Source organism: Pseudomonas sp. IT-P12 (assembly GCF_949767465.1).
Taxonomy (GTDB): Bacteria; Pseudomonadota; Gammaproteobacteria; order Pseudomonadales; family Pseudomonadaceae; genus Aquipseudomonas.
Genome location: NZ_CATKPY010000011.1, coordinates 1,083,187 through 1,103,597, shown reverse-complemented (window position 1 = coordinate 1,103,597; position 20,411 = coordinate 1,083,187). Strand labels below are relative to the sequence as shown.

The 20,411-nt window shown below is 61.8% G+C and carries 14 protein-coding genes; 1 reads left to right on the top strand and 13 read right to left on the bottom strand.

Annotation, left to right across the window (positions count from 1 at the left end):
- Positions 1-162: 162 nt before the first annotated feature.
- The 13 genes from ACM6IM_RS08060 to ACM6IM_RS08000 all read right to left on the bottom strand — a co-directional run bounded on the left by ACM6IM_RS08060 (position 163) and on the right by ACM6IM_RS08000 (position 18,206).
- On the bottom strand, positions 163-1,833 hold the full coding sequence (locus ACM6IM_RS08060; protein WP_414864760.1) for a response regulator: 1,671 nt from the start codon (positions 1,831-1,833) through the stop codon (positions 163-165).
- Positions 1,830-3,332 (bottom strand): ATPase domain-containing protein, encoded by a 1,503-nt coding sequence (locus ACM6IM_RS08055; protein ID WP_192308657.1) that lies wholly within the window; start codon positions 3,330-3,332, stop codon positions 1,830-1,832. The genes ACM6IM_RS08060 and ACM6IM_RS08055 overlap by 4 nt, the downstream gene beginning before the upstream one ends.
- A gap of 203 nt (positions 3,333-3,535) precedes the next feature.
- Positions 3,536-4,591, bottom strand: a complete 1,056-nt coding sequence (locus ACM6IM_RS08050) for a tetratricopeptide repeat protein (RefSeq protein ID WP_192308659.1) — start codon at positions 4,589-4,591, stop codon at positions 3,536-3,538.
- Between the two features lie 99 nt (positions 4,592-4,690).
- Positions 4,691-6,646, bottom strand: a complete 1,956-nt coding sequence (locus ACM6IM_RS08045) for an acetoacetate--CoA ligase (protein ID WP_414864759.1) — start codon at positions 6,644-6,646, stop codon at positions 4,691-4,693.
- Between the two features lie 196 nt (positions 6,647-6,842).
- Positions 6,843-7,616 carry a 3-hydroxybutyrate dehydrogenase gene (gene hbdH / locus ACM6IM_RS08040; RefSeq protein WP_192308663.1) on the bottom strand — a complete coding sequence of 258 codons (774 nt, stop codon included), beginning with the start codon at positions 7,614-7,616 and terminating at the stop codon, positions 6,843-6,845.
- 7 nt (positions 7,617-7,623) lie between these two features.
- Positions 7,624-9,015 carry a GntP family permease gene (locus ACM6IM_RS08035; RefSeq protein ID WP_414864758.1) on the bottom strand — a complete coding sequence of 464 codons (1,392 nt, stop codon included), beginning with the start codon at positions 9,013-9,015 and terminating at the stop codon, positions 7,624-7,626.
- A gap of 262 nt (positions 9,016-9,277) precedes the next feature.
- On the bottom strand, positions 9,278-10,693 hold the full coding sequence (locus ACM6IM_RS08030; RefSeq protein WP_192308667.1) for a sigma-54 interaction domain-containing protein: 1,416 nt from the start codon (positions 10,691-10,693) through the stop codon (positions 9,278-9,280).
- A 347-nt stretch (positions 10,694-11,040) separates the two neighbouring features.
- Positions 11,041-12,618, bottom strand: coding sequence for an ABC transporter ATP-binding protein (locus tag ACM6IM_RS08025; RefSeq protein ID WP_414864757.1), 1,578 nt, complete (start codon positions 12,616-12,618; stop codon positions 11,041-11,043).
- A gap of 39 nt (positions 12,619-12,657) precedes the next feature.
- Positions 12,658-13,680, bottom strand: coding sequence for an ABC transporter permease (locus ACM6IM_RS08020; protein ID WP_192308670.1), 1,023 nt, complete (start codon positions 13,678-13,680; stop codon positions 12,658-12,660).
- Positions 13,680-14,741, bottom strand: a complete 1,062-nt coding sequence (locus ACM6IM_RS08015) for a microcin C ABC transporter permease YejB (protein WP_192308671.1) — start codon at positions 14,739-14,741, stop codon at positions 13,680-13,682. The genes ACM6IM_RS08020 and ACM6IM_RS08015 overlap by 1 nt, the downstream gene beginning before the upstream one ends.
- Complete coding sequence (locus ACM6IM_RS08010; protein ID WP_414864756.1) at positions 14,741-16,606, bottom strand: extracellular solute-binding protein; 1,866 nt, start codon at positions 16,604-16,606, stop codon at positions 14,741-14,743. Before ACM6IM_RS08010 ends, ACM6IM_RS08015 begins: the two co-directional genes overlap by 1 nt.
- 355 nt (positions 16,607-16,961) lie before the next feature.
- Entirely contained in the window at positions 16,962-17,243 is a 282-nt protein-coding gene (locus tag ACM6IM_RS08005) for a peptidylprolyl isomerase (RefSeq protein WP_192308674.1), read from the bottom strand.
- 84 nt (positions 17,244-17,327) lie between these two features.
- On the bottom strand, positions 17,328-18,206 hold the full coding sequence (locus ACM6IM_RS08000; protein ID WP_414864755.1) for a lipase family alpha/beta hydrolase: 879 nt from the start codon (positions 18,204-18,206) through the stop codon (positions 17,328-17,330).
- A gap of 536 nt (positions 18,207-18,742) precedes the next feature.
- On the opposite strand from ACM6IM_RS08000, the gene ACM6IM_RS07995 reads away from it, so the two are divergent.
- The gene (locus ACM6IM_RS07995; protein WP_414864754.1) at positions 18,743-20,230 is read left to right on the top strand and encodes a colicin-like pore-forming protein; all 1,488 of its coding nucleotides are present in this window, start codon (positions 18,743-18,745) and stop codon (positions 20,228-20,230) included.
- Positions 20,231-20,411 lie beyond the last annotated feature (181 nt).

The window sequence follows — 20,411 nt, the reverse complement described above, 5'->3', positions numbered from 1 at the left end:
CCGTGCTGATGCCGAGTCCGCGCTGCACCTGCTGAAGGCTATTGATCCAGGCTGACGACAGTGCGGGGGATCTTGCGCTTTGCGCAGTCCAGACTGCAGGGGGTCAGCCGAACAGGCGGGCGCTTTCTCGAGCAGGTCGATTGGCCAGTTGTCCCGGCCGAATCAGCAACGAATCATCTCCCGTACCTTCGCCGTCAACAAATCGAAGGTGAAGGGTTTGGTGATCATCTGCATGCCGGAGTCGAGGAAGCCGCCCCGCACCGCGGCGTGTTCGGCGTAGCCGGTGATGAACAGCACCTTCAGGTCGGGCCGGTATTGCCGGCCGATTTCCGCCAGTTGTCGGCCATTCATGCCAGGCAGGCCAACGTCGCTGATCATCAGGTCGATGCGCTGCGTCGAGTTCAGGATCGGCAGCGCGCCATCGGCGTCGGCGGCTTCGACGAAGGCGTAACCCAGGTCGCTCAAAACGGTGCTCACCAGCACCCGTACCGCCGGATCGTCTTCGACGATCAACACGGTTTCGCCGTCCTGTGCGAACAAGGCGTGGGTGACGTCTGCCGGGCTGTCCAATGGCACATCCCCGCCAAAACGCGGCAGGAACAGGCTGACGGTGGTGCCCTTGTCCACCTCGCTGTCGATGGCGACATGCCCGCGAGATTGCTTGCTGAAGCCATAGATCATCGACAGGCCCAGGCCGGTGCCCTGGCCGATCGGCTTGGTGGTGAAAAACGGGTCGAAGGCGCGGTTGATCGTACTCTGTGGCATGCCGCAGCCGGTGTCGGTCACGCTGAGCACCACGTAGTCGCCCGGTTCAAGGTTGCTGTGGGCTTCGGTGAAGTCGCGGTCCAGGTGTCGGTTGGAGGTGCGCACCACCAGTTTGCCGCCGTCGGGCATGGCGTCCCGTGCATTGATGACCAGGTTGAGCAGGGCGCTTTCCAGTTGATTGCGGTCGGCTTCGGCCACCCACAGTTGCGGGCTCAGTTGCATGTCCAGGTGAATGCTTTCGTCGATACTGCGTTGCAGCAGTTCGCCCATGGACGTCACCAGAGCGTTCATCTCCACGGGTTTGGAGTCCAGCGACTGGCGTCGGGAGAAGGCCAGCAGGCGGTGGGTCAGGCCCGCCGCGCGGTTGGCCGAGGTCACCCCCAGGTCGATCAGGCTGTCCAGGTCGTCGATGCGCCCACGGGCCAGGCGTCGGCGCAGCAGCTCCAGGCTGCCGATGATCCCGGTCAGCATGTTGTTGAAGTCGTGGGCAATGCCGCCGGTGAGCTGGCCGACCGCTTCCATTTTCTGCGACTGGCGCAGCGCTTCTTCGTTGTGGCGAAGTTCGGTGGTGCGCTCCTCGACCTGCTGTTCCAGGGTTTCGAGGGTGGTTTGCAGGCGCAGCTCGCTCTGGCTCAGATCGATCAGCCGGTCCCTGGCCTCGTACTGTCGTCGACGTCCGCGCAAGGCGGTGGTCACCAGGCTGATCAGGGTGACAGGATGGAAGGGACGTTCGAGGAACGTGACGTTGCCCAATTGCGGGCCCATGCGCGATGCAGGGTTCTGTTCCGGACCACCGTGGTGGGTCATCAACACAATGGGCAGGTCGGACCATGCCGGTTGCTGTTCGATCAGGCCGAACAGCGGTTCGATGTCGCTGCCCAGTAACGCTTCGGACGCGATCAACAGCAGGCCGGCGCCATTTTCCAGTTCAGCGCAAAGGCTCACCATATCGCGGGCGATGACGCCGTCGTACCCGGCTTCATTGAGCATCATCAGGGCAATCTGGCTGTCGCGTCCCAGCGGCGCGAGAATGATCGCGCGCTCGGACGTCGCTTCAAGGACATTCAAGGTATTTCACTCTGGAGCAGGGGCTGCCCTTCACCGACGTAAGTGGGCACGCCGCGCAATACACCCTGGAAGGCCTCCAATGGCTCGCCAATGGTCATGCCATGGGAGCTGATGCGGTATTCGCGGATGGTCGACTCATGGCTGCCCGTGCGTTTCTTGATGATCGAGATGGCCCTGCGCACCTTGCCCAGTGCTTCGAAGTAACGCAGCAGGATCACGGTGTCGGCCAGGTAGGTGATGTCCACCGGCGCTTGCATGTCACCGACCAGTCCGTGTTGGGCGACGGTCATGAACGTCGCGGCGCCCTGGCGATTGAGGTACAGCAGCAATTCGTGCATGTGCAGCACCAGGGCGTTCTCTTCGGGCATGGCCGCCTGGTAGCCGTTGATGCTGTCGATGACGACCGTCTTGATGCCCCGTTCGTCCACTGCACGGCGCACCCGGTGGGAGAATTCGCCGGGGGACAGCTCCGCTGCGTCCACCTGCTCGATCAGCAGGTTGCCAGTGGCCTGCAGGGCCTGAAGATCAATGCCGATGTTGTTCATGCGCTCGAACAGCAAGCCAAGCTCTTCGTCGAAAATGAACAGCGCAGCCTTTTCCCCACGGGCCACGGCGGCGGCGGCGAAAATCATCGAGATCAGCGATTTGCCGGTACCGGCCGGGCCAAGGATCAGCGTGCTGGAGCCCGTTTCTATACCGCCGCCCAGCAACGCGTCCATTTCCTTGATGCCGCTGGTGAGTTGCGTGCGCAGGTATTTGCCGCGATGTTCGGCGGCTACCAGTCTCGGGAAAACGTGCACGCCGTCGCCCATGATGGTGAAGTCGTGAAAACCGCCGCGGTACTTTTGCCCGCGATATTTCACCACCCGCAGCCGGCGCCGTTCCGCGCCGTAGTCGGGGGTCAGTTCTTCCAGGCGAATCACCCCGTGGGCAACGCTGTGCACGGTTTTGTCGAGGGACTCGGTGGTCAGGTCATCCAACAGCACCACCGTGGCGTCATAGCGCACGAAGTAGTGCTTGATCGCGAGAATCTGCCGGCGATAGCGCAACGAGCTTTGTGCCAGCAAACGGATTTCGGACAGGCTGTCGAGTACCACGCGGGTCGGCTTGACCCGCTCGACCACTTCGAAGATCTGCCTTGTGGCCTCACCGAGCTCCAGGTCCGAGGAGTACAGCAGGCTTTGCTGATGCTCGGCATTGAGCAGGCTTTCCGGCGGCGTCAGCTCGAAGATATGGATGTTGTCATCCAGATCCCAGCCATGGGACAACGCGCCCTGGCGCAATTCGCGCTCGGTTTCGGACAGCGTGATGTACAACGAGCGCTCGCCGGCTCGGGCGCCGGCCAGGAGAAAATGCAAAGCGACGGTGGTTTTGCCGGTACCGGGTTCACCCTCCAGCAAAAACACATGACCGCGTGACAGGCCACCGGCCAGGATGTCATCCAGGCCTTCGATGCCTGTAGCGGCTTTTGCACTGGTCAACTCGTTAGATGTATTCAAAAAACGCCCTCTGATGACTAGGGGAAGCGAGGCAGCAGGTCTGATGTGCCTGAAGAGACTGCCTGATCACTTGACCATCGGTCGTGACGGGGGTTCCAACGTTTTGCGCGGGACTTGCGGGCTTTTTTGCAGGCGTCTCGGGGATTGAGCGGTGACGCTCATCGCCAGCAGGCTCGCGCCCACGAATATCGCGCAGGGCGGGTTCAAAGGCCTTGTTGCAAGGCCGGGTCGTCGGGGTTGAGCTGTTCCAGTTGCGCCTGCAGGATCTGCACGTTCTGCAGTTGCCCGCTTTCCTTCCAGTAATTGATCAGCAGCACCCGCGCCTTGCGATCGGCCGGGTGGCGCTGGACGATCTCCTGCAGTTGTTTCTGAGCCGCTTCCAGTTCCTGCTCGCCGTGCAGGGTCGTCGCCAGGTCGTAGCGGTAGTCCTTGTTGTCCGGCTCCAGTTCCACCGCCTTGGACAGGCCGAGCAGGGCGTATTCGCTCTGGCCGTGGTGCAACAGCCACAGGCCGAGGGCATGTTGCAGGTAGGCGGAATCGGGCTGGGCTTTCAGCTGTTTGGCCAGCAACAGGCGCGCCGCTTCGCTCTGGCCCTGCTTGTCGAGCACTTCGATCTGCATCACCAGCGCCGGCAGATTGTCCGGGGCCAGGCGCAGGGTGTTGTCCAGCGCCTGTTGCGCCGCTTTGTATTCGCCATTGTGCAGGTGCAGCCGGGCCAGTTGGTACTGGTTGTCGGCGCTCTCGGGGGCCTGCAGGAGCACCTGTTCCCATGCGTCGATGGCTTGTTCCAGCGGTCCGAAATACAAACCCAGCTCATCCGGTGACAGCCCGAGCAAGGCGTTCACCGCCGCCAGCCGGACGCTTTGCTCGCTGTCATCGAGCATGGGCCCCAGCAACAGACTGCGCTGGCCGTTGGGCACCAGGGCGCTGATGCTCTTGATGGCGGCGATCCGTACTTCGGGCGCCTTGTGTTGCAGGTCGGCGTCCGCCAACTTCAAGGCCACGGAGCTGGGGTAGTTCGGCAGTTCGGCGTGCAGCCACACCCGGCGCTTGGGGGAGAGGTCGGGACGACCCAATTGCTGATAGAGCACCCGCGCCGCCCCTGGCTGGCCGGCCCGGGCCTGGGTCAGCGCTTCGCTGTAGCCACGCCTGATCGCCTCCGGCACCACCGGTGTGGTGCTGCGCAGGAACCACCAGGCCAGCCCGATGGCAAGCAGGGCGCAGAGCGCGATGATCAGGTAGCGGCGGGACTGGGGCATGCAGGATCCGGGAGCTGGCAGACTGTTACAAGGGTGCCAGCTTCGTTCAGGCAGGGCCGTGAGTCAAACCTGCCGGCCTTGAAAAGGGCGCCGGCAGGTTCATTCGAGCAGCTCCTTGCGGTCGCGAAATTGCGCCAGTGCCTCGGGATTGGCCAGTGCGTCGGTATTTTTCACCGGCTGCCCATGCACCACGTTGCGCACCGCCAGCTCGACCACCTTGCCGCTGATGGTGCGCGGAATGTCGTTGACCGCGACGATCTTCGCCGGCACGTGCCGGGGCGTGGTGTTGGCGCGGATCACCTGGCGAATCTGCTGTTGCAAGGCGTCGTCGAGTTCGACGCCCTCTTGCAGGCGCACGAACAGCACCACCCGCACGTCGTCCTGCCATTGCTGGCCGATGGCGACACTGTCGAGCACCTGCGGGACTTTCTCCACCTGCCGGTAGATTTCCGCCGTGCCGATGCGCACGCCGCCCGGGTTGAGCACGGCGTCCGAACGACCATGAATCATCATCGCCCCATGGGCCAGTTGCTCGGCGTAATCGCCCTGGGCCCAGACGCCCGGAAACTGGCTGAAGTAGGAGGCGCGCAGCTTTTCGCCGGTGGGGTCGTCCCACAGGCCGACGGGCATTGCCGGGAAGTGACGGGTACACACCAGCTCGCCTTTTTCGCCAATCACCGCTTGGCCGGCATCGTTCCAGACCTCGACCGCCATGCCCAGGCTCTTGCCCTGGATCTCGCCACGACGCACCGGCAACCACGGATTGCCGTTGACGAAGCACGAGATAATGTCGGTGCCGCCGGACATCGACGCCAGACACAGGTCAGTCTTGAAGTCGCGATAGACGTAGTCGTAGCTTTGCGGCGACAGCGCGGAGCCGGTGCACAGCAGGGTTTTCAGGCTGCCCAGATCATGGCTCTGCCGAGGTTTCACGCCTGCGCTTTCCAGCGTGGCGAGGAACTTCGGGCTGGTGCCGAAGACGCTGATGCGCTCGTCGTCGATCAGCTCGAGCAAACGCTCGGGGCCGGGGTGAAACGGTGAACCGTCGTACAGCACCACCGCGCTGCCCACGGCCAGGGCCGACACCAGCCAGTTCCACATCATCCAGCCGCAGGTGGTGTAGTAGAACAGGCGGTCGCCGGGGCCGAGGTCGCAATGCAGGCCATGTTCCTTGGCGTGTTGCACCAGCACGCCACCGGTGCTGTGAATGATGCACTTGGGCACGCCGGTAGTGCCGCTGGAATAGAGGATGTACAGCGGATGGTCGAAGGGCACGGCGACGAAATCCGGCTCGCCGCCGGGTTCGTAGAAGTCATCCCAGAGCGCGACGTCGGCCTGGGTCTGGAAGTCGTCGATGCGTACCCCTGGACGCGCATAGGGGACCACGATCAGGTGTTGCAGCGTCGGCAGGCGCTCAAGGATTTCGTTGACCTTGGCCCGCTGGTCGATGTCCTTGCCGGCGTAACGGTAACCGGCGCAGGTGATCAGCACCTTTGGCTCGATCTGGCCGAAACGGTCGATCACCCCCTGGGTGCCGAAGTCCGGCGAGGAACAGGACCAGATGGCCCCGAGGCTGGTGGTCGCGAGCATGGCCGCCAGGGTTTGCCAGGTATTGGGCATGCACGCGGCCACGCGGTCGCCGAGGCCGACGCCGGCGGCTTTGAGGCTGTTTTGCAGACCGGCGACATGCTCGGCCAACTCAGCCCAGGTGAACTGTTCGCGCTGGCCATTTTCAGCGATGGCGATGACCGCCACGGCATCGTCACGACGGCGCAGCAAGTGCTCGGCAAAATTCAGGGTGGCGCCGGGAAACCATTGGGCGCTGGGCATCTGCTCGCCTTCGAGCAGCACGGCGTCCGGTTGCGTGTGGAAACGGATGTCGAAGCCATCGACGATGGCCTGCCAGAAGTCAGCCCGTTGATCGATGGACCATTGGTGCAGACTGGCAAAATCGCTGATGTCGAGCGTGTGACGCTGATTGATGAACTGCCGGAAGGCTTCCAGGCGGGTCTTGGCGATGCGTGTGGCGTCGGGTTGCCAGAGGATGTCGGACATGGTTTTGCCTCTTCTTTTTCTACTGCAGGAGCGAGCCCTCTCGCGAGGAACGCCAAGGCACCGCACGGTTTCAGGTTGCCAGCGTCATCGTTCACGACCATCGCGAGCAAGCTCGCTCCTGCAGGGGGTGTGTCGAATCCGGAATCGGTGGGCGCGAGCCTGCGAGCGAAGAACGATAACGCGGTCCGGTGGCAGGCTACTGCGCCAACCACCCCCCATCGATATTCCACGCCGCGCCGCGCACCTGGCTGCCGGCTTCGCTGCACAGGAACAGGACCAGTTCACCCAGCTGTGGCGGAGTGACGAATTCCAGGGAGGGCTGCTTTTCCGCGAGCAAATCGTGCTGCGCCTGCTGCGGATCGGTGCCGTTGGCGATGCGGTCGTCGATCTGCTTTTGCACCAGGGGTGTCAGCACCCAGCCCGGGCAGATCGCGTTGCAGGTGACATTGCTGGTGGCGGTTTCCAGGCCGACCACCTTGGTCAAGCCGATCACCCCGTGTTTGGCGGCAACGTACGCGGCCTTGCCCACCGACCCGACCTGGCCGTGCACCGAGGCGATGTTGATCACTCGTCCCCAGTTCTTCTTGCGCATGCCCGGCAAGCTCAGGCGGGTGCTGTGGAACACTGACGACAGGTTGATCGCGATGATCGAATCCCAGCGCTCGACGGGGAAGTCTTCCACCGCAGCGACGTGCTGGATGCCGGCGTTGTTGACCAGGATGTCGACGCCGCCGAACTCGCGCTCGGCATAGGCGATCATGTCGGCGATCTGCGCCGGGTCGCTGACATCGGCGGCGTGATGGCCGACCTTGCCACCGAATTGCTCGACCTCGGCGATGACTTTGGAGGCGTCGCCGAAACCATTGAGAATCAGGTTGGCCCCGGCCTTGGCCAGGCTGAGGGCGATCCCCAGGCCGATGCCGCTGGTGGAGCCGGTTACCAGTGCGGTCTTGCCGGAAAGAGTCGTCATGAATACCTCACACAATGCCAGTGGCGTAGAAAACACCGATCACGACAAAAACAGCCAGGGTCTTGATCAGCGTAATACAGAAAATGTCTTTGTAGGCTTCGCGGTGGGTCAGGCCGGTGACGGCCAGCAAGGTGATCACCGCGCCGTTGTGCGGCAGGGTGTCCATGCCGCCGCTGGCCATCGCGGCCACCCGGTGCAGCACTTCCAGCGGAATGTTGGCGGCATGGGCGGCGGCGATGAAGTCATTGGCCATGGCGGCCAGCGCGATGCTCATGCCACCTGACGCCGAGCCGGTGATGCCGGCCAGCAGGGTTACGGTGATGGCTTCATTGACCAGCGGGTTGGGAATGCTCTTGAGCCAGTCGGCCAGCACCAGGAAGCCGGGCAACGAGGCGATGACCGCACCGAAGCCGTATTCCGAAGCCGTGTTCATCGCCGCCAGCAGCGCACCGCCGACCGCGCTCTTGCTGCCTTCGGCCAGCTTGCTGCGAATCGCCTTGAAGCCGAACACCAGCACCATGAGGATGCCGACCAGCAACGCCGCCTGCACCGCCCAGATCGCCGTGAGCTTGGCGATTTCGGTGGTCACCGGCGCGGCCATGCCCGGCAGCGCCAGGCTGTGGGTCTTGCCGTACCACTGGGGAATCCACTGCGTGAACAGCAGGTTCATGATGCCCACCGCCAGCAGGGGCGACAAAGCGATCCATGGGTTTGGCAGCGTGATGTCAGGCGCGGTTTCCGGCTCGTTGCGCAGCTCGGTGCCATACCCTTCGCCTGCGCGCTGGGCCTTGTTGCGCTGGCGCTGGAGGAACAGCATGCCGGCGCAGAACACGAAGATCGTCCCGATCAGCCCCAGCCACGGCGCCGCCCAGGCCGTGGTGTTGAAGAAGGTGCTGGGGATGATGTTCTGGATCTGTGGGGTGCCGGGCAGGGCGTCCATGGTGAACGAGAATGCGCCGAGGGCGATGGTCGCCGGGATCAGGCGCTTGGGGATGTTGCTCTGACGGAACATTTCCGCGGCAAACGGGTAGACCGCGAACACCACCACGAACAGCGAGACACCGCCGTAGGTCAGCAGGGCGCAGACCAGCACGATCACCAGCATCGCCTGGCGGGTGCCGAGCAGTCGAATGGCGGCGGCCACGATGGAACGCGAGAAGCCGGACAGTTCGATCAGCTTGCCGAACACCGCGCCCAGCAGGAACACCGGAAAGTACAGCTTGATGAAGCCGACCATTTTCTCCATGAACACCCCGGTGAAGGCAGGGGCGACGGCGGAAGGGTCGGTGAGCAGCACGGCGCCGAGGGCGGCGATGGGGGCAAAGAGGATAACGCTGTAGCCGCGGTAGGCAGCGAGCATCAGCAGCGCAAGGGCTGCCAAGGCAATGATCACACTCATGGTGTGTCTCCTGGGATTGTTATTTTTGTGGGGTGAAGCTGTGGGGAAGGGCTATAGCGAGTTTCGTGCCATTGCGACAACATGTTGAAATATAAGGATATTTTGTCTGGCTGGGTGGCGTTTCCGGATATTTGTCTCTGATTTGAGACGTTTCGGGCATGCCGGCCTATCGTGAGCCGGCTCGCCCCTAGTTGGATTTCGCTTTCCTGTGGGAGCGAGCCTGCTCGCGATGGCTTATCTACAAATTGAGACTGATGTCTCTTTATTGAGACTCTGCTATGCCCAACGCCACCATCTTCTTGTACAGCGTCGACCGCCCCAGCCCCAGCCGTGCCGCCGCTTCGGTCACCTTGCCGCCGCATTGCGCAAGGGCAGACTCGATCAGTTGCCGGTCGAAACGCTCCCGCGCCTGGCTGAACGTTTCGTGGGTAACCGCCTCCAGGGCTAGGGGCGCCGCGCGCTGCACGGGAGCAAACGTCCCGATCGCTGCGCGGATGTCCTGGGCATTGAGCTGCAAGTCATCACTGAGCAACGCCGCACGCTCCAGCACGTTGCGCAATTCGCGGATATTGCCCGGCCAGGCGTGCCGGGCCAGCAGGGCCAGCGCTTCAGGGTTCATTTCGTGCTGGCTGCGCAGTTCTTCGAGAATGGCTTCGCTCAGGGCCGGCAGGTCATCGAGGCGATCACGCAGCGGCGGCACCTGGATCGGCAGCACGTTGAGCCGGTAATACAGGTCGGCGCGAAATTCGCCGCGCTTGATCGCCGCTTCAAGGTCGGTCGATGTCGCGGCGATCACCCGCACGTCGCTCTGGATCACTTCATTGGAACCGACCGGTTCGAATTCCTTTTCCTGCAATACCCGCAACAGTTTGCTTTGCAGCGGCAGCGGCATGTCGCCGATTTCATCGAGGAACAGCGTGCCGCCCTGAGCGATCTGCAACTTGCCGGCACGCGCCTTGCGATCCGCGCCGGTAAAGGCGCCGGGTGCGGTGCCGAAGAACTCCGCCTCCAGCAGCGCTTCGGGAATCGCCGCGCTGTTGATGCTGACGAAGGCCTTGTGCGCTCGAGGCGACGCCGCGTGGATGGCCTGCGCCAGCAGCTCCTTGCCGGTGCCGGTCTCTCCCAGCAGCAACACCGGGGAGTCGGCGCTGGCACTGCGTCGGGCGCGGCGTTTGACTTCCAGGCTGGCGGCGCTGGTGCCGATGAAATGGGCGAAGTTGTACTTGGTCTGCCGCGCCCGCAGCAATGAGCGCGTGGACGCCAGTTCTTCCTGCATGCTCATGTAGCGCTTGAGCATCGGCGAGAGGCTGCGCAGCTCGTCGAACAGGGCGAAGCCGATGGCGCCGATCACCACGCCGGCATCGTCGTGGATCGGCAGGCGCATGACCACCAGCGGTTCCTTGGGGGTGTCCTGCATGTCCAGCAGGATCGGTCGGCCGGTGCGCACCACTTCACGCAGCAGGCTGCCGGGGATGACGCTTTCGCAGGCCTTGCCGATGGCCCCTTCGGCCGACTCCAGGCCGAAGCGCCGGGCGTAGCGCTCGTTCATCCAGACGATGTTGGCGTCGCGGTCGACAATCACCGTGCCTTCGCTCGATTGCTCGATGATCTCGAACAGGGAGCGGATCGCCAACAGGCGCACGCGCTGGTAATCCTTGAGGCTTTCGGTGGTGTTCATGGGCGGTCTGATCCTGATTGTTTGGTGTAGCTGCCGGCGCTATCGCGAGCAGGCTCGCTCCCACATTGGACCGTGCGACGCCGATCCTGTGGGAGCGAGCCTGCTGCGGGCGGCGTTCCGACGATGGGCGCCAACGATAACATTGGCAGGCTGGCACCCAGCGGTGGTCCGGCCTCCATGCGGACAAGTCCGCTCCGACAGGTCCAGCGTAGGCCTTTGTGGGAGCGAGCCTGCTCGCGATGGTCGCCAACGATAACGCTGGCAGGCTGGCACCCAGTGGTGGTCCGGCCTCCATCGTCGGAACGCCGCCCGGAGCAAGCTCGCTCCTACAGAGGAGGCGTACGGATTTACGTCGGGCGCGGATGCGCCGCCGCCAGCAGTTCCTTGGTGTACGGATGCTGCGGCGAGTCGAACACGTCGTGGCTCGCGCCGCTTTCCACCACTTTGCCGTCCTTGATCACGATCATGTCGTGGGCGAGGGCGCGCACCACCGCCAGGTCATGGCTGATGAACAGGTACGTCAGGCCGTGTTTTTCCTGAAGCTGGCGGAGCAGGGCGACCACCTGTTTTTGCACGGTGCGGTCCAGGGCCGACGTCGGTTCGTCGAGCAGGATCAGTGCCGGCTTCAACACCAGGGCCCGGGCAATGGCGATGCGCTGGCGCTGGCCGCCGGAGAATTCATGGGGGTAGCGATGACGGCTCTGCGGATCCAGGCCGACCTCGCACAGCGCCTGGATCACCTGGGCCTCGCATTCGTCGGGGCTGGAGTGGCTGTGCACTTCAAGGCCTTCGCTGATGATCTGCGCCACCGACATCCGCGGGCTGAGGCTGCCGAAGGGGTCCTGGAAAACCACCTGCATTTTCTTGCGCCAGGGCCGCAGTTGCTTTTGCGTCAGGCCGTCCAGCGCTTCGCCCTGGAAGCGAATGCTGCCTTCGGAATCGAGCAGGCGCAGGATCGCCTGGCCCAGCGTCGACTTGCCGGACCCGGACTCACCGACGATCCCCAGGGTCTTGCCGCGCTGGACGTTCAGGCTGATGCCATCCACCGCACTCAGCCAGGTCTTGCGCCGGAACAGTCCGCCGCCGAGGGGGAACCTGACGTGCAGGTTGTCCACCTCCAGCACTTTTTCGCGTTCGTCCCGTGGCAGGGCTTCGCCTTCCGGCTCGGCATTGAGCAGGACGCAGCTGTAGGGGTGTTGCGGTTCCGTGAACAGGGTCTCGCAAGGCGCCTGCTCGACGATTTCCCCGGCCTTCATCACGCACACGCGTTGGGCGATGCTGCGCACCAGGTTGAGGTCGTGGCTGATCAGCAGCAGCGACATGCCGAGGCGCTGCTGCAGGGATTTGAGCAGGATCAGGATCTTGCGCTGCACGGTGACATCGAGCGCCGTGGTCGGTTCGTCGGCGATCAGCAGTTCCGGTTCGCAGGCCAGGGCCATGGCGATCATGATCCGCTGGCGCTGGCCACCGGATAACTGATGGGGATAGGCCTTGAGCCGCTCCTTGGGTTTCTGGATGCCCACCAGGTGCAGCAGCTCGAGAATCCGTGCCTGGGCCGCCTTGCCGGTGATGCCCTTGTGCAGCAGCAGGGTTTCACCAATCTGCTTTTCGATGCTGTGCAGCGGGTTGAGCGAGGTCATCGGCTCCTGGAAGATCATCGCAATGCGGTTGCCGCGCAGCTCGCGCAGCACCTTCGAGGAGGCCCCGAGCAGTTCCTTGCCGTGATAGCGGATGCTGCCGGTGGACTGGGTGCCGGTCTCGGGCAGCAATTGCAGGATCGAGTGCGCGGTCACCGATTTGCCGGAACCCGATTCCCCGACCAGCGCCAGGCACTCGCCGGGGTGGATGTCCAGGCACAGGTTGCGCACCACGGTCTGGCCGCTGAAGGCCACGCAGAGGTCGCGGATTTCGATGAGGTTGCTCATGTCAAATGCTCGCTTGAAGGTCGCGAATCAAGCCTGTGATCAAGATCGTGGGTCGAATGCATCACGCAATGCCTCGCCAATGAACACCAGTAAGGACAGGATCAGCGCCAGGGTGAAAAACGCCGTCAGGCCCAGCCAGGGGGCTTGCAGATTCTGTTTGCCCTGACCAATCAGTTCGCCCAGCGAGGCACTGCCGGCCGGCATGCCGAAACCGAGGAAGTCCAGGGCGGTGAGCGTCGAGATCGCCCCGGTCAGGATGAACGGCAAGTAGCTCAAGGTCGCGTTCATCGCGTTGGGCAGGATATGCCGCACGATCACCTTGCGATCGGTCAGGCCCAGTGCGCGGGCGGCCTTGACGTATTCCAGGTTGCGTCCGCGCAGGAACTCGGCGCGCACCACGTCGACCAGTGCCAGCCAGGAAAACAGCGCCATGATCCCCAGCAGCCACCAGAAGTTCGGTTCGACGAACCCCGACAGGATGATCAGCAGGTACAACACCGGCAACCCCGACCAGACCTCCAGCAAACGCTGGCCGATCAGGTCGACCCAGCCGCCGTAGTAGCCCTGCAGGGCGCCGGCGGCGATGCCGATCAACGCGCTGACAAACGTCAGCATCAACGCAAACAGGATCGACACCCGCGCACCGAAGATCACCCGGGCCATGACATCGCGCGCCTGATCGTCGGTGCCCAGCCAGTTGACGCTCGACGGCGGGCTCGGCGCGGGTTTGTTCAGGTCGTAGTTGGGGGTGTCATCGCTGAACGGGATCGGCGGGAAGAGCAACCAGCCACCGTCCTTCTTGATCAGCTTCTGCACATAGTCACTGCGGTAATCGGCCTGGAAGGGCAGCTGTCCGCCGAATTCCTGCTCGGTGTAGCGCTTGAACACCGGAAAGTACAGCGAACCCTGGTAGCTGACGACCAGGGGCTTGTCATTGGCGATCAGTTCGCCGCCGAGGGTCAGCAGGAACAGGCCGACGAACAGCCACAGCGACCACCAGCCACGGCGGTTTTTCTTGAAGCGGTCAAAGCGGCGACGGGCCAACGGTGAAAGCTTGAACATCAGGCGTTCCTCGCGGCGAAGTCGATACGGGGGTCGACCAGGGTGTAGCAGAGGTCGCCCACCAGTTTTATCAGCAGGCCGAACAGGGTGAAGATGAACAGCGAGCCGAACACCACCGGGTAATCCCGGGAGACAGCCGCTTCGTAACTCATGCGGCCCAGGCCATCGAGGGAGAAGATCACCTCGATCAGCAGCGAGCCGGCGAAAAACACACTGATGAACGCCTGGGGAATGCCCGACACCACCAGCAGCATGGCGTTGCGGAACACATGGCCGTACAGCACCCGGCGCTCGCTCATGCCCTTGGCGCGGGCGGTGACCACGTACTGGCGGGTGATTTCATTGAGGAACGAGTTTTTGGTCAGGATGGTCAGGGTGGCGAACCCGCCGATCACCAGCGCGGTCACCGGCAGCACCAGGTGCCAGAAGTAGTCGGCGATCTTGCCCACGGTGGACAGCGAGTCGAAGTTGTCCGAGACCAGGCCGCGCACCGGGAACCAGTTCAGCGACGTCCCGCCGGCGAACACGACAATCAGGAACATCGCGAACAGGAACGCCGGCATGGCATAGCCGATGATGATCGCGGTGCTGCTCCAGATGTCGAAATGGCTGCCATGGTGCACGGCCTTGCGAATGCCCAGGGGGATCGACACCAGGTAGGTGATCAGCGTGGCCCAGAGGCCGAGGGAAATGGTCACCGGCATTTTTTGCAGGATCAGGTCAGTGACCGTGGCGCCGCGAAAAAAGCTCTTGCCGAAGTCCAGTTGCGCATAGCTTTTGAGCATCAGCCACAGACGTTCCGGCGCGGGTTTGTCGAAGCCGTACTGTTTTTCGATCTCCTTGATCAGCTGCGGGTCGAGGCCGCGACTGGCCCGAGAGCTGCCGCTGGCGATGTCGCTGGAACCGCCGCCGACACTGGCGCCGCCGATGCCTTGCAGGTGCGCGATGGCCTGTTCCACCGGGCCGCCCGGCGCGGCCTGGACGATGACGAAATTGACCAGAAGAATGATCACCAGCGTCGGGATGATCAGCAGCAGACGCCGCAGAATGTAAGCCCACATCAGTGCGGCCCTCCGGGTTGGCCGCGCTTGATCAGTTCGGCGGTCATCTGCTGATTGGTCAACGGCACAGTGCTCACTTCCCACCAGCTCTCGATGGCTTCGTCATTCGCCGCTTGCACGCTGGGAATGCCAAAGCGGTTCCACCACACGGTGGAACTGCCGGGCGGGTAATAGTTGGGAATCCAGTAGTAATTCCATTGCAGCACCCGGTCCAGCGCGTGGGCATAGCGCAACATGTCGGCCTGGGTGGTGGCGCGCACGAGGCCGGCGACCAGGGTGTCCACTGCGGGGTTCTTCAGCACCATGTAGTTGTTGGAGCCGGGGTCGTTGGCGGAGGCCGAGCCAAAGTAGTTGTTCAGCTCGTTGCCCGGCGAAGTGGTGACCGGGTAGCCGGTGACGATCATGTCGTAATCGCGTGACATCAAGCGGTTGACGTACTGGGAGGAGTCGATGCGACGGATGTTGAGGTCGATGCCGATCTGCTTCAGCGTGCGCTTGTAGGGCAGCAACAGGCGATCCATGCCGTTCTGACTGACGAGGAAGGTGAAGCTCAGCGGCTGGCCGTCGGCATTCACCAGTCGATCGCCCTCGGGTTTCCAGCCGGCCTGTTCCAGCAGGTCCAGGGCTTGCAGCTGTTTGTCGCGGATCACGCCGCTGCCATCGGTTTTCGGCGCTTCGAAGACCTGGGTGAACACCTCGTCGGGGATCTGCCCGCGCAGGGGCTCAAGAATCGCCAGTTCGGCGGCGTCGGGCAGCTCGCGCGCGGCCAGGTCGGTGTTGGAGAAGAAGCTTTGCTGACGGATGTAGAGGTTGCGCATCATCTGCCGGTTGCTCCACTCGAAATCCCAGAGCATCACCAGGGCCTGTCGCACGCGCCGGTCCTGGAACAGCGGGTTCTGCAGGTTGAACACGAAGCCTTGCGCCGATTGCGGCGCGTTTTGCGCCAGGTGGGCTTTTTGCAGGCGACCGTCGCTGAGGGCAGGGCTGTCGTAACCGATGGAATAGCCGGTGGCGGAGAATTCGCGGTTGTAGTCGTAGGCACCGCCGCGCAGCACTTGGCGCGCCACGTCGGTGTCGCCGAAGTACTCGATGCTGAAACGGTCGAAGTTGTAGAGGCCACGGCTGACCGGCAAGTCCTTGCCCCACCAGTCGGGGTTGCGCTCGAACGTGATGCTGCGCCCGGAATCGACCTTGCTCACCTTGTAGGGGCCGCTGCCCAGCGGCGGCTCATAGCCACCGCCGCCGGCGAAATCACGGGTTTTCCACCAGTGTTCGGGGAATACCGGCAAGGTGGCGATATCCAGGGGCAGGGTGCGGTTTTCGTTGCTTTTGAACTCGAAGCGCACCTTGAGCGGTGATTCCACTTCCACACCTTTGACGTCGGCGAACTGCGTGCGATAGCGCAGGCTGCCCTGGGTCATCAGCAGGTCGAAGGTGTAGCGCACGTCTTCGGCGGTAATCGGCTTGCCGTCGGCAAAGCGGGCCTTGGGGTTGAGGTAGAAGCGCAGGGACAAACCGTCGTCCGAGCGTTCCATCTTCTGCGCCACCAGCCCATATACCGTGTAGGGCTCGTCCAGCGACCGCTGGGCGAGTGGCGAGTAAATCAAGCCATCGATCTGCGTCACGCCGATGCCTTTGTCTATATAAGGCAACACATGGTCGAAGTGGCCGATTTCGACGGCCGAACGGCGCATCGTCCCGCCCTTGGGGGCACGTGCATTGGTGTACTCGAAGTGGCTGAAACCCGCCGGGTATTTCGCCGGTTCGCCGTAGACGGTCAGTGCGTGTTGCGGTGTGGCGGCAGCGGCTGGCAAGCCTGGGAGCAAGGCCAGGGTCATCAACAGTGAAGATAAAAACAATCGCATTGTCGGCCTTGGGGCATGAGTCGGGGGTGACGGCGTTTGGGGTGGAGATTACCGGGCAGTAAACCACATTGCCATGTCGGCGGGGGATCGGGCGAGTGATGGCATGGTGTTGCCTGTCATTTGTGACAGTCGATACCAAGCATGGGCGAGCGCCCTGTATCGCCGGCGAAGATGGATGAGGAAGGGGGGCAGTATCATCTGCGGGGCCGGGAGTGGAATATCGATTGGTAGAGAGATGATGAGCCTCCCGTCAAAGATCCAGAGTCAGATCCTGATGCACGAGTTCATAAAGAGCAAACGCCGCTTATCCCTAGGATAAACGGCGTTTTTGTGTCCGCAACGGACGCCGAATCGATCAGTCCTGACGACTGGTCACTTCCAGCAGGTGGTAGCCGAACTGGGTCTTGACCGGGCCTTGCACGACGTTCAGCGGTGCGCTGAAGACCACGGTGTCGAATTCCTTGACCATCTGGCCCGGGCCGAACGAGCCCAGGTCGCCGCCCTGGCGGCTGGACGGGCAAGTGGAGTTGGCCTTGGCCACTTCGGCGAAATCAGCGCCGCCTTCGATTTGGCTCTTGAGTTCGTTGCACTTGTCTTCGCTGGCAACCAGGATGTGACGGGCAGTGGCTTTTGCCATGGGTAAGTACTCCTTCAATGTTCAGTAAAGTGTCGAGCCTACCGGATTCAGTGGCCCATTTCTTCTCAAAGTTCCTGGCGAAGGTCAAAGGCCGGCTTTTCGCAGACGTTCGGCGTGACGCACGTACAGCTCGACGGGGTCGACACCTTTGCGCAACTGTCCGGTGCCCTGATTGATGGCGGCCATGTGATCCAGCGGATAGTCGGAGCGGATGACGGTCCCCAGGTGGGAGCTGAAACGGCCGACCACCCCGTCGTTCTGTTCGGCCTCGGTGGTGAAATAGCGGGAAAAGGCCCGGCAGTAACCGTTCAGCGGATCCAGCTTAGCGAGGCCTTCGTCGTCGCCCCTGCCCAGGGTGCCGCTCCAGGAATAGTAGCGAACCCCATTGACCAGTTCGCGGCCCTTGCCGCCCCAGCTTCTGGGCAGACCCTGGGGGTACTTCTCATTGAAACCGCAGACGCCTTCGGTGGTCAGCGCATTCAACGCGGCAATCGCGTTCTGCGGCAACTGCGGGTGGCCACTCAGCAATGACAGGAAATCGGCGAACAGGGTGGCGATCGTTTCCGCGGCGCGCTCCGGCAGTCGACCTGGCGTCACCGCCTTGCGCAGGTAGTCGGCCAGTTCCGAGCCATGGTTCGGGCCGCTGACCGAGGTCACCGATGCGACAACCTCGGGCGCAACGGCGGCGGCATACCGTGCGGCCAGCGCTCCCTGGCTGTGACCGATCAGGTTGACCCTTTGTGCACCGGTCCCCTCGAGTACTCGCTCGACCTGCGCCAGGAGCTGATCACCCCGTGCTTCGTGGGTGTGGGTCGCCGACAGATAGGGGATGAACACCCGGGCGCCTGCACTGCGCAAGGCTTGCTTGATGTCGTGGAAGAGTCCGAAGGGGCCGATCCGGTCGAAACCGAACAGGCCGTGAACCAGCAGGATGGGATGGAGAGTGCTTGCATTCCGTTGCATGTTCATACCTTTTCGCAGGAGTTCGTGGGTGTACGTGGGCCTCACTCTAAAGCACTCGGACGGTCGCGCGATGTATGAAAAAGCCGCTGTAAATGGGTGAAAACGGAATAGGTAAGACGCGAATCTTCGAATCGGCGGGAGGTTATTTTCGGGGAGTCGTGGCAGGTATTTTCTGCAGGCTGTTGTCTGCCGGGGTGATGACCTACCAGTCAAATGAGATTTGTCCGCGTCGACCGGAAGCTTTTCCTGACATCGAGAGTTTCACTGATCAGGTTCAATGAAAGCCTGGCGTCTTCATGTGGAGGCGACTCTTCATGGACTGAGAAAAGGAATTCAGAAATGACAGAAGACGGGTTCGTCCGCGGCAAGCCATGGCACATACAGGGCCTGGAATAAATGCCGATCGGCTGCAGACATTTGGTGGAGGCAACGGAGGGGGGTACATCGGTGACGGTCGCGGTTGGGGGCCGCAAGAAGGACCCCGCCGGGGGGAAGGCAGGCCGAGCACTATCCGTGACATTCCGGGGCCGAATGTTATGTCCGAGTTCAAGGGTATACAGGAGTCGGGACAAGCAGAAATCGATGATGAATACGCGGTGAAATTCGGCACGCTGCCTGCAGATGTCGAGCGTGAGCTGGACAAACATAAAAAGGCCGCCAAGGCAGGGCGAGATCTCACTGCAGCGGAATCTGCTGCCGTCGATCAAAAGGTCCTCCTGGACTTGATATCGTCGAAACTTTCTCAATACATCTCTACGGCGCCGGGAGCCTACGCGCTGTACGGGCACAGTCCGTATTTTCTGATGAACGTTTTGCCAAAGTGGAAAATAGCCGAGTCTTTGGCCGCTTTGCAGCAGGATCCTTACGCACTCTACAACTCGTTTGGGTTGATCGATAACGTGTACAGAGCGGCGATGGAGATCAAGAGGCTTTCGCTTTTGATGGGGATGCTGACGGGGAAACTTAGAGCATTCGCTGAAGAAAGAAACGCCGCCGAGTCGATACAACCCCGGGACCATCAGGCAGAGCTCAAACTGCAAGATGAGCGAATTTTTGTCATTGGTCGGGAGCAAGATCTTAATACTCAGCAGTTGCCCGACTTTCTGCAGCACGAGGTGATCGCGGCAGCGGGTGCCGTGGATGGAAAGGCACTCTCGCAAACCCTGACTCACTACAAAACGACTTTAGAGCGCCTTGCCGCGAGTAAAATTGCCGAAATACGACCGGTGCAGGAGACCGAGGCTTACCGTCGGAATGGACTCACAATAAATTTTTCCCTCAACAATCCCAAGATCAAACCACCCCTTGGCAAGCCAGAACTCGAAGCGCTGAACGAATTGGTGCATCTGCAGAGAACCACCCCAATTGGAACGAAATGGCTGAGCTCCCACGATGCGATACTGAAGGCCGAATCTGCACGGCATCTGACTGCTGCCTCATATGCACTTTCTGGGTTGGCTGAGCGAGCAAGTGACGCTGAGGAAATGACGAGTGCAATCAAGTTTACCGTTGATTTTTACAAGGAAGTTACTGAAAAGTTTGGTGAGAGAGCTTCAGTGATGGCAAAGGAGTTGTCGGCGAGCGCGACGGGAAAGAAAATCCGCAGCGCAGAAGAAGCAATCAAAGCCTTTGATCGATACAAGAGCATTCTGGATCAAAAATATAGCGCAAAAGATCGAGCGGCAATTGCCAGGTCTTTGGACTCTATCGACAAAGAAGTAATGGCGAAGAGTCTGGCAATGTTCGGTAAAGTGTTTGGCGCTTTAGGCGTTGGAATGGATGCGGCCAGCCTGGTAGATGAAGCTAGGAAGTCGACGGAAAGTGGGAATTGGAAGCCATTTTTTGTCAAAGCCGAAAGTATTGTAGCGGGGCGTGCCTTGGGAGCACTTTTGGTACTGATGTTCGGCATGACCTTAGCGACACCTCTGAGTATTCTTGGCTTCGCATTGGTCATGGCGGTCACCAGTTCATTAGTTGATGACGCACTGATGGGTAAGGTAAACGAGATTTTCTACAGTAACTAATGCTGGCTGGGGTGACTTTTTCGCCCCTTTTTAACGATCATGCATGTCAGATAGAGGCCGCCCAGTGGAATTGCCAGGACGGCACATGCAAATATGAATAAAGCGTCCGTACCCGAGATGTCATTCTTCGGAAATAATTTTCTCCAGAATTCTTTTGGTCTTAATTTACAGGCGGCCGCGG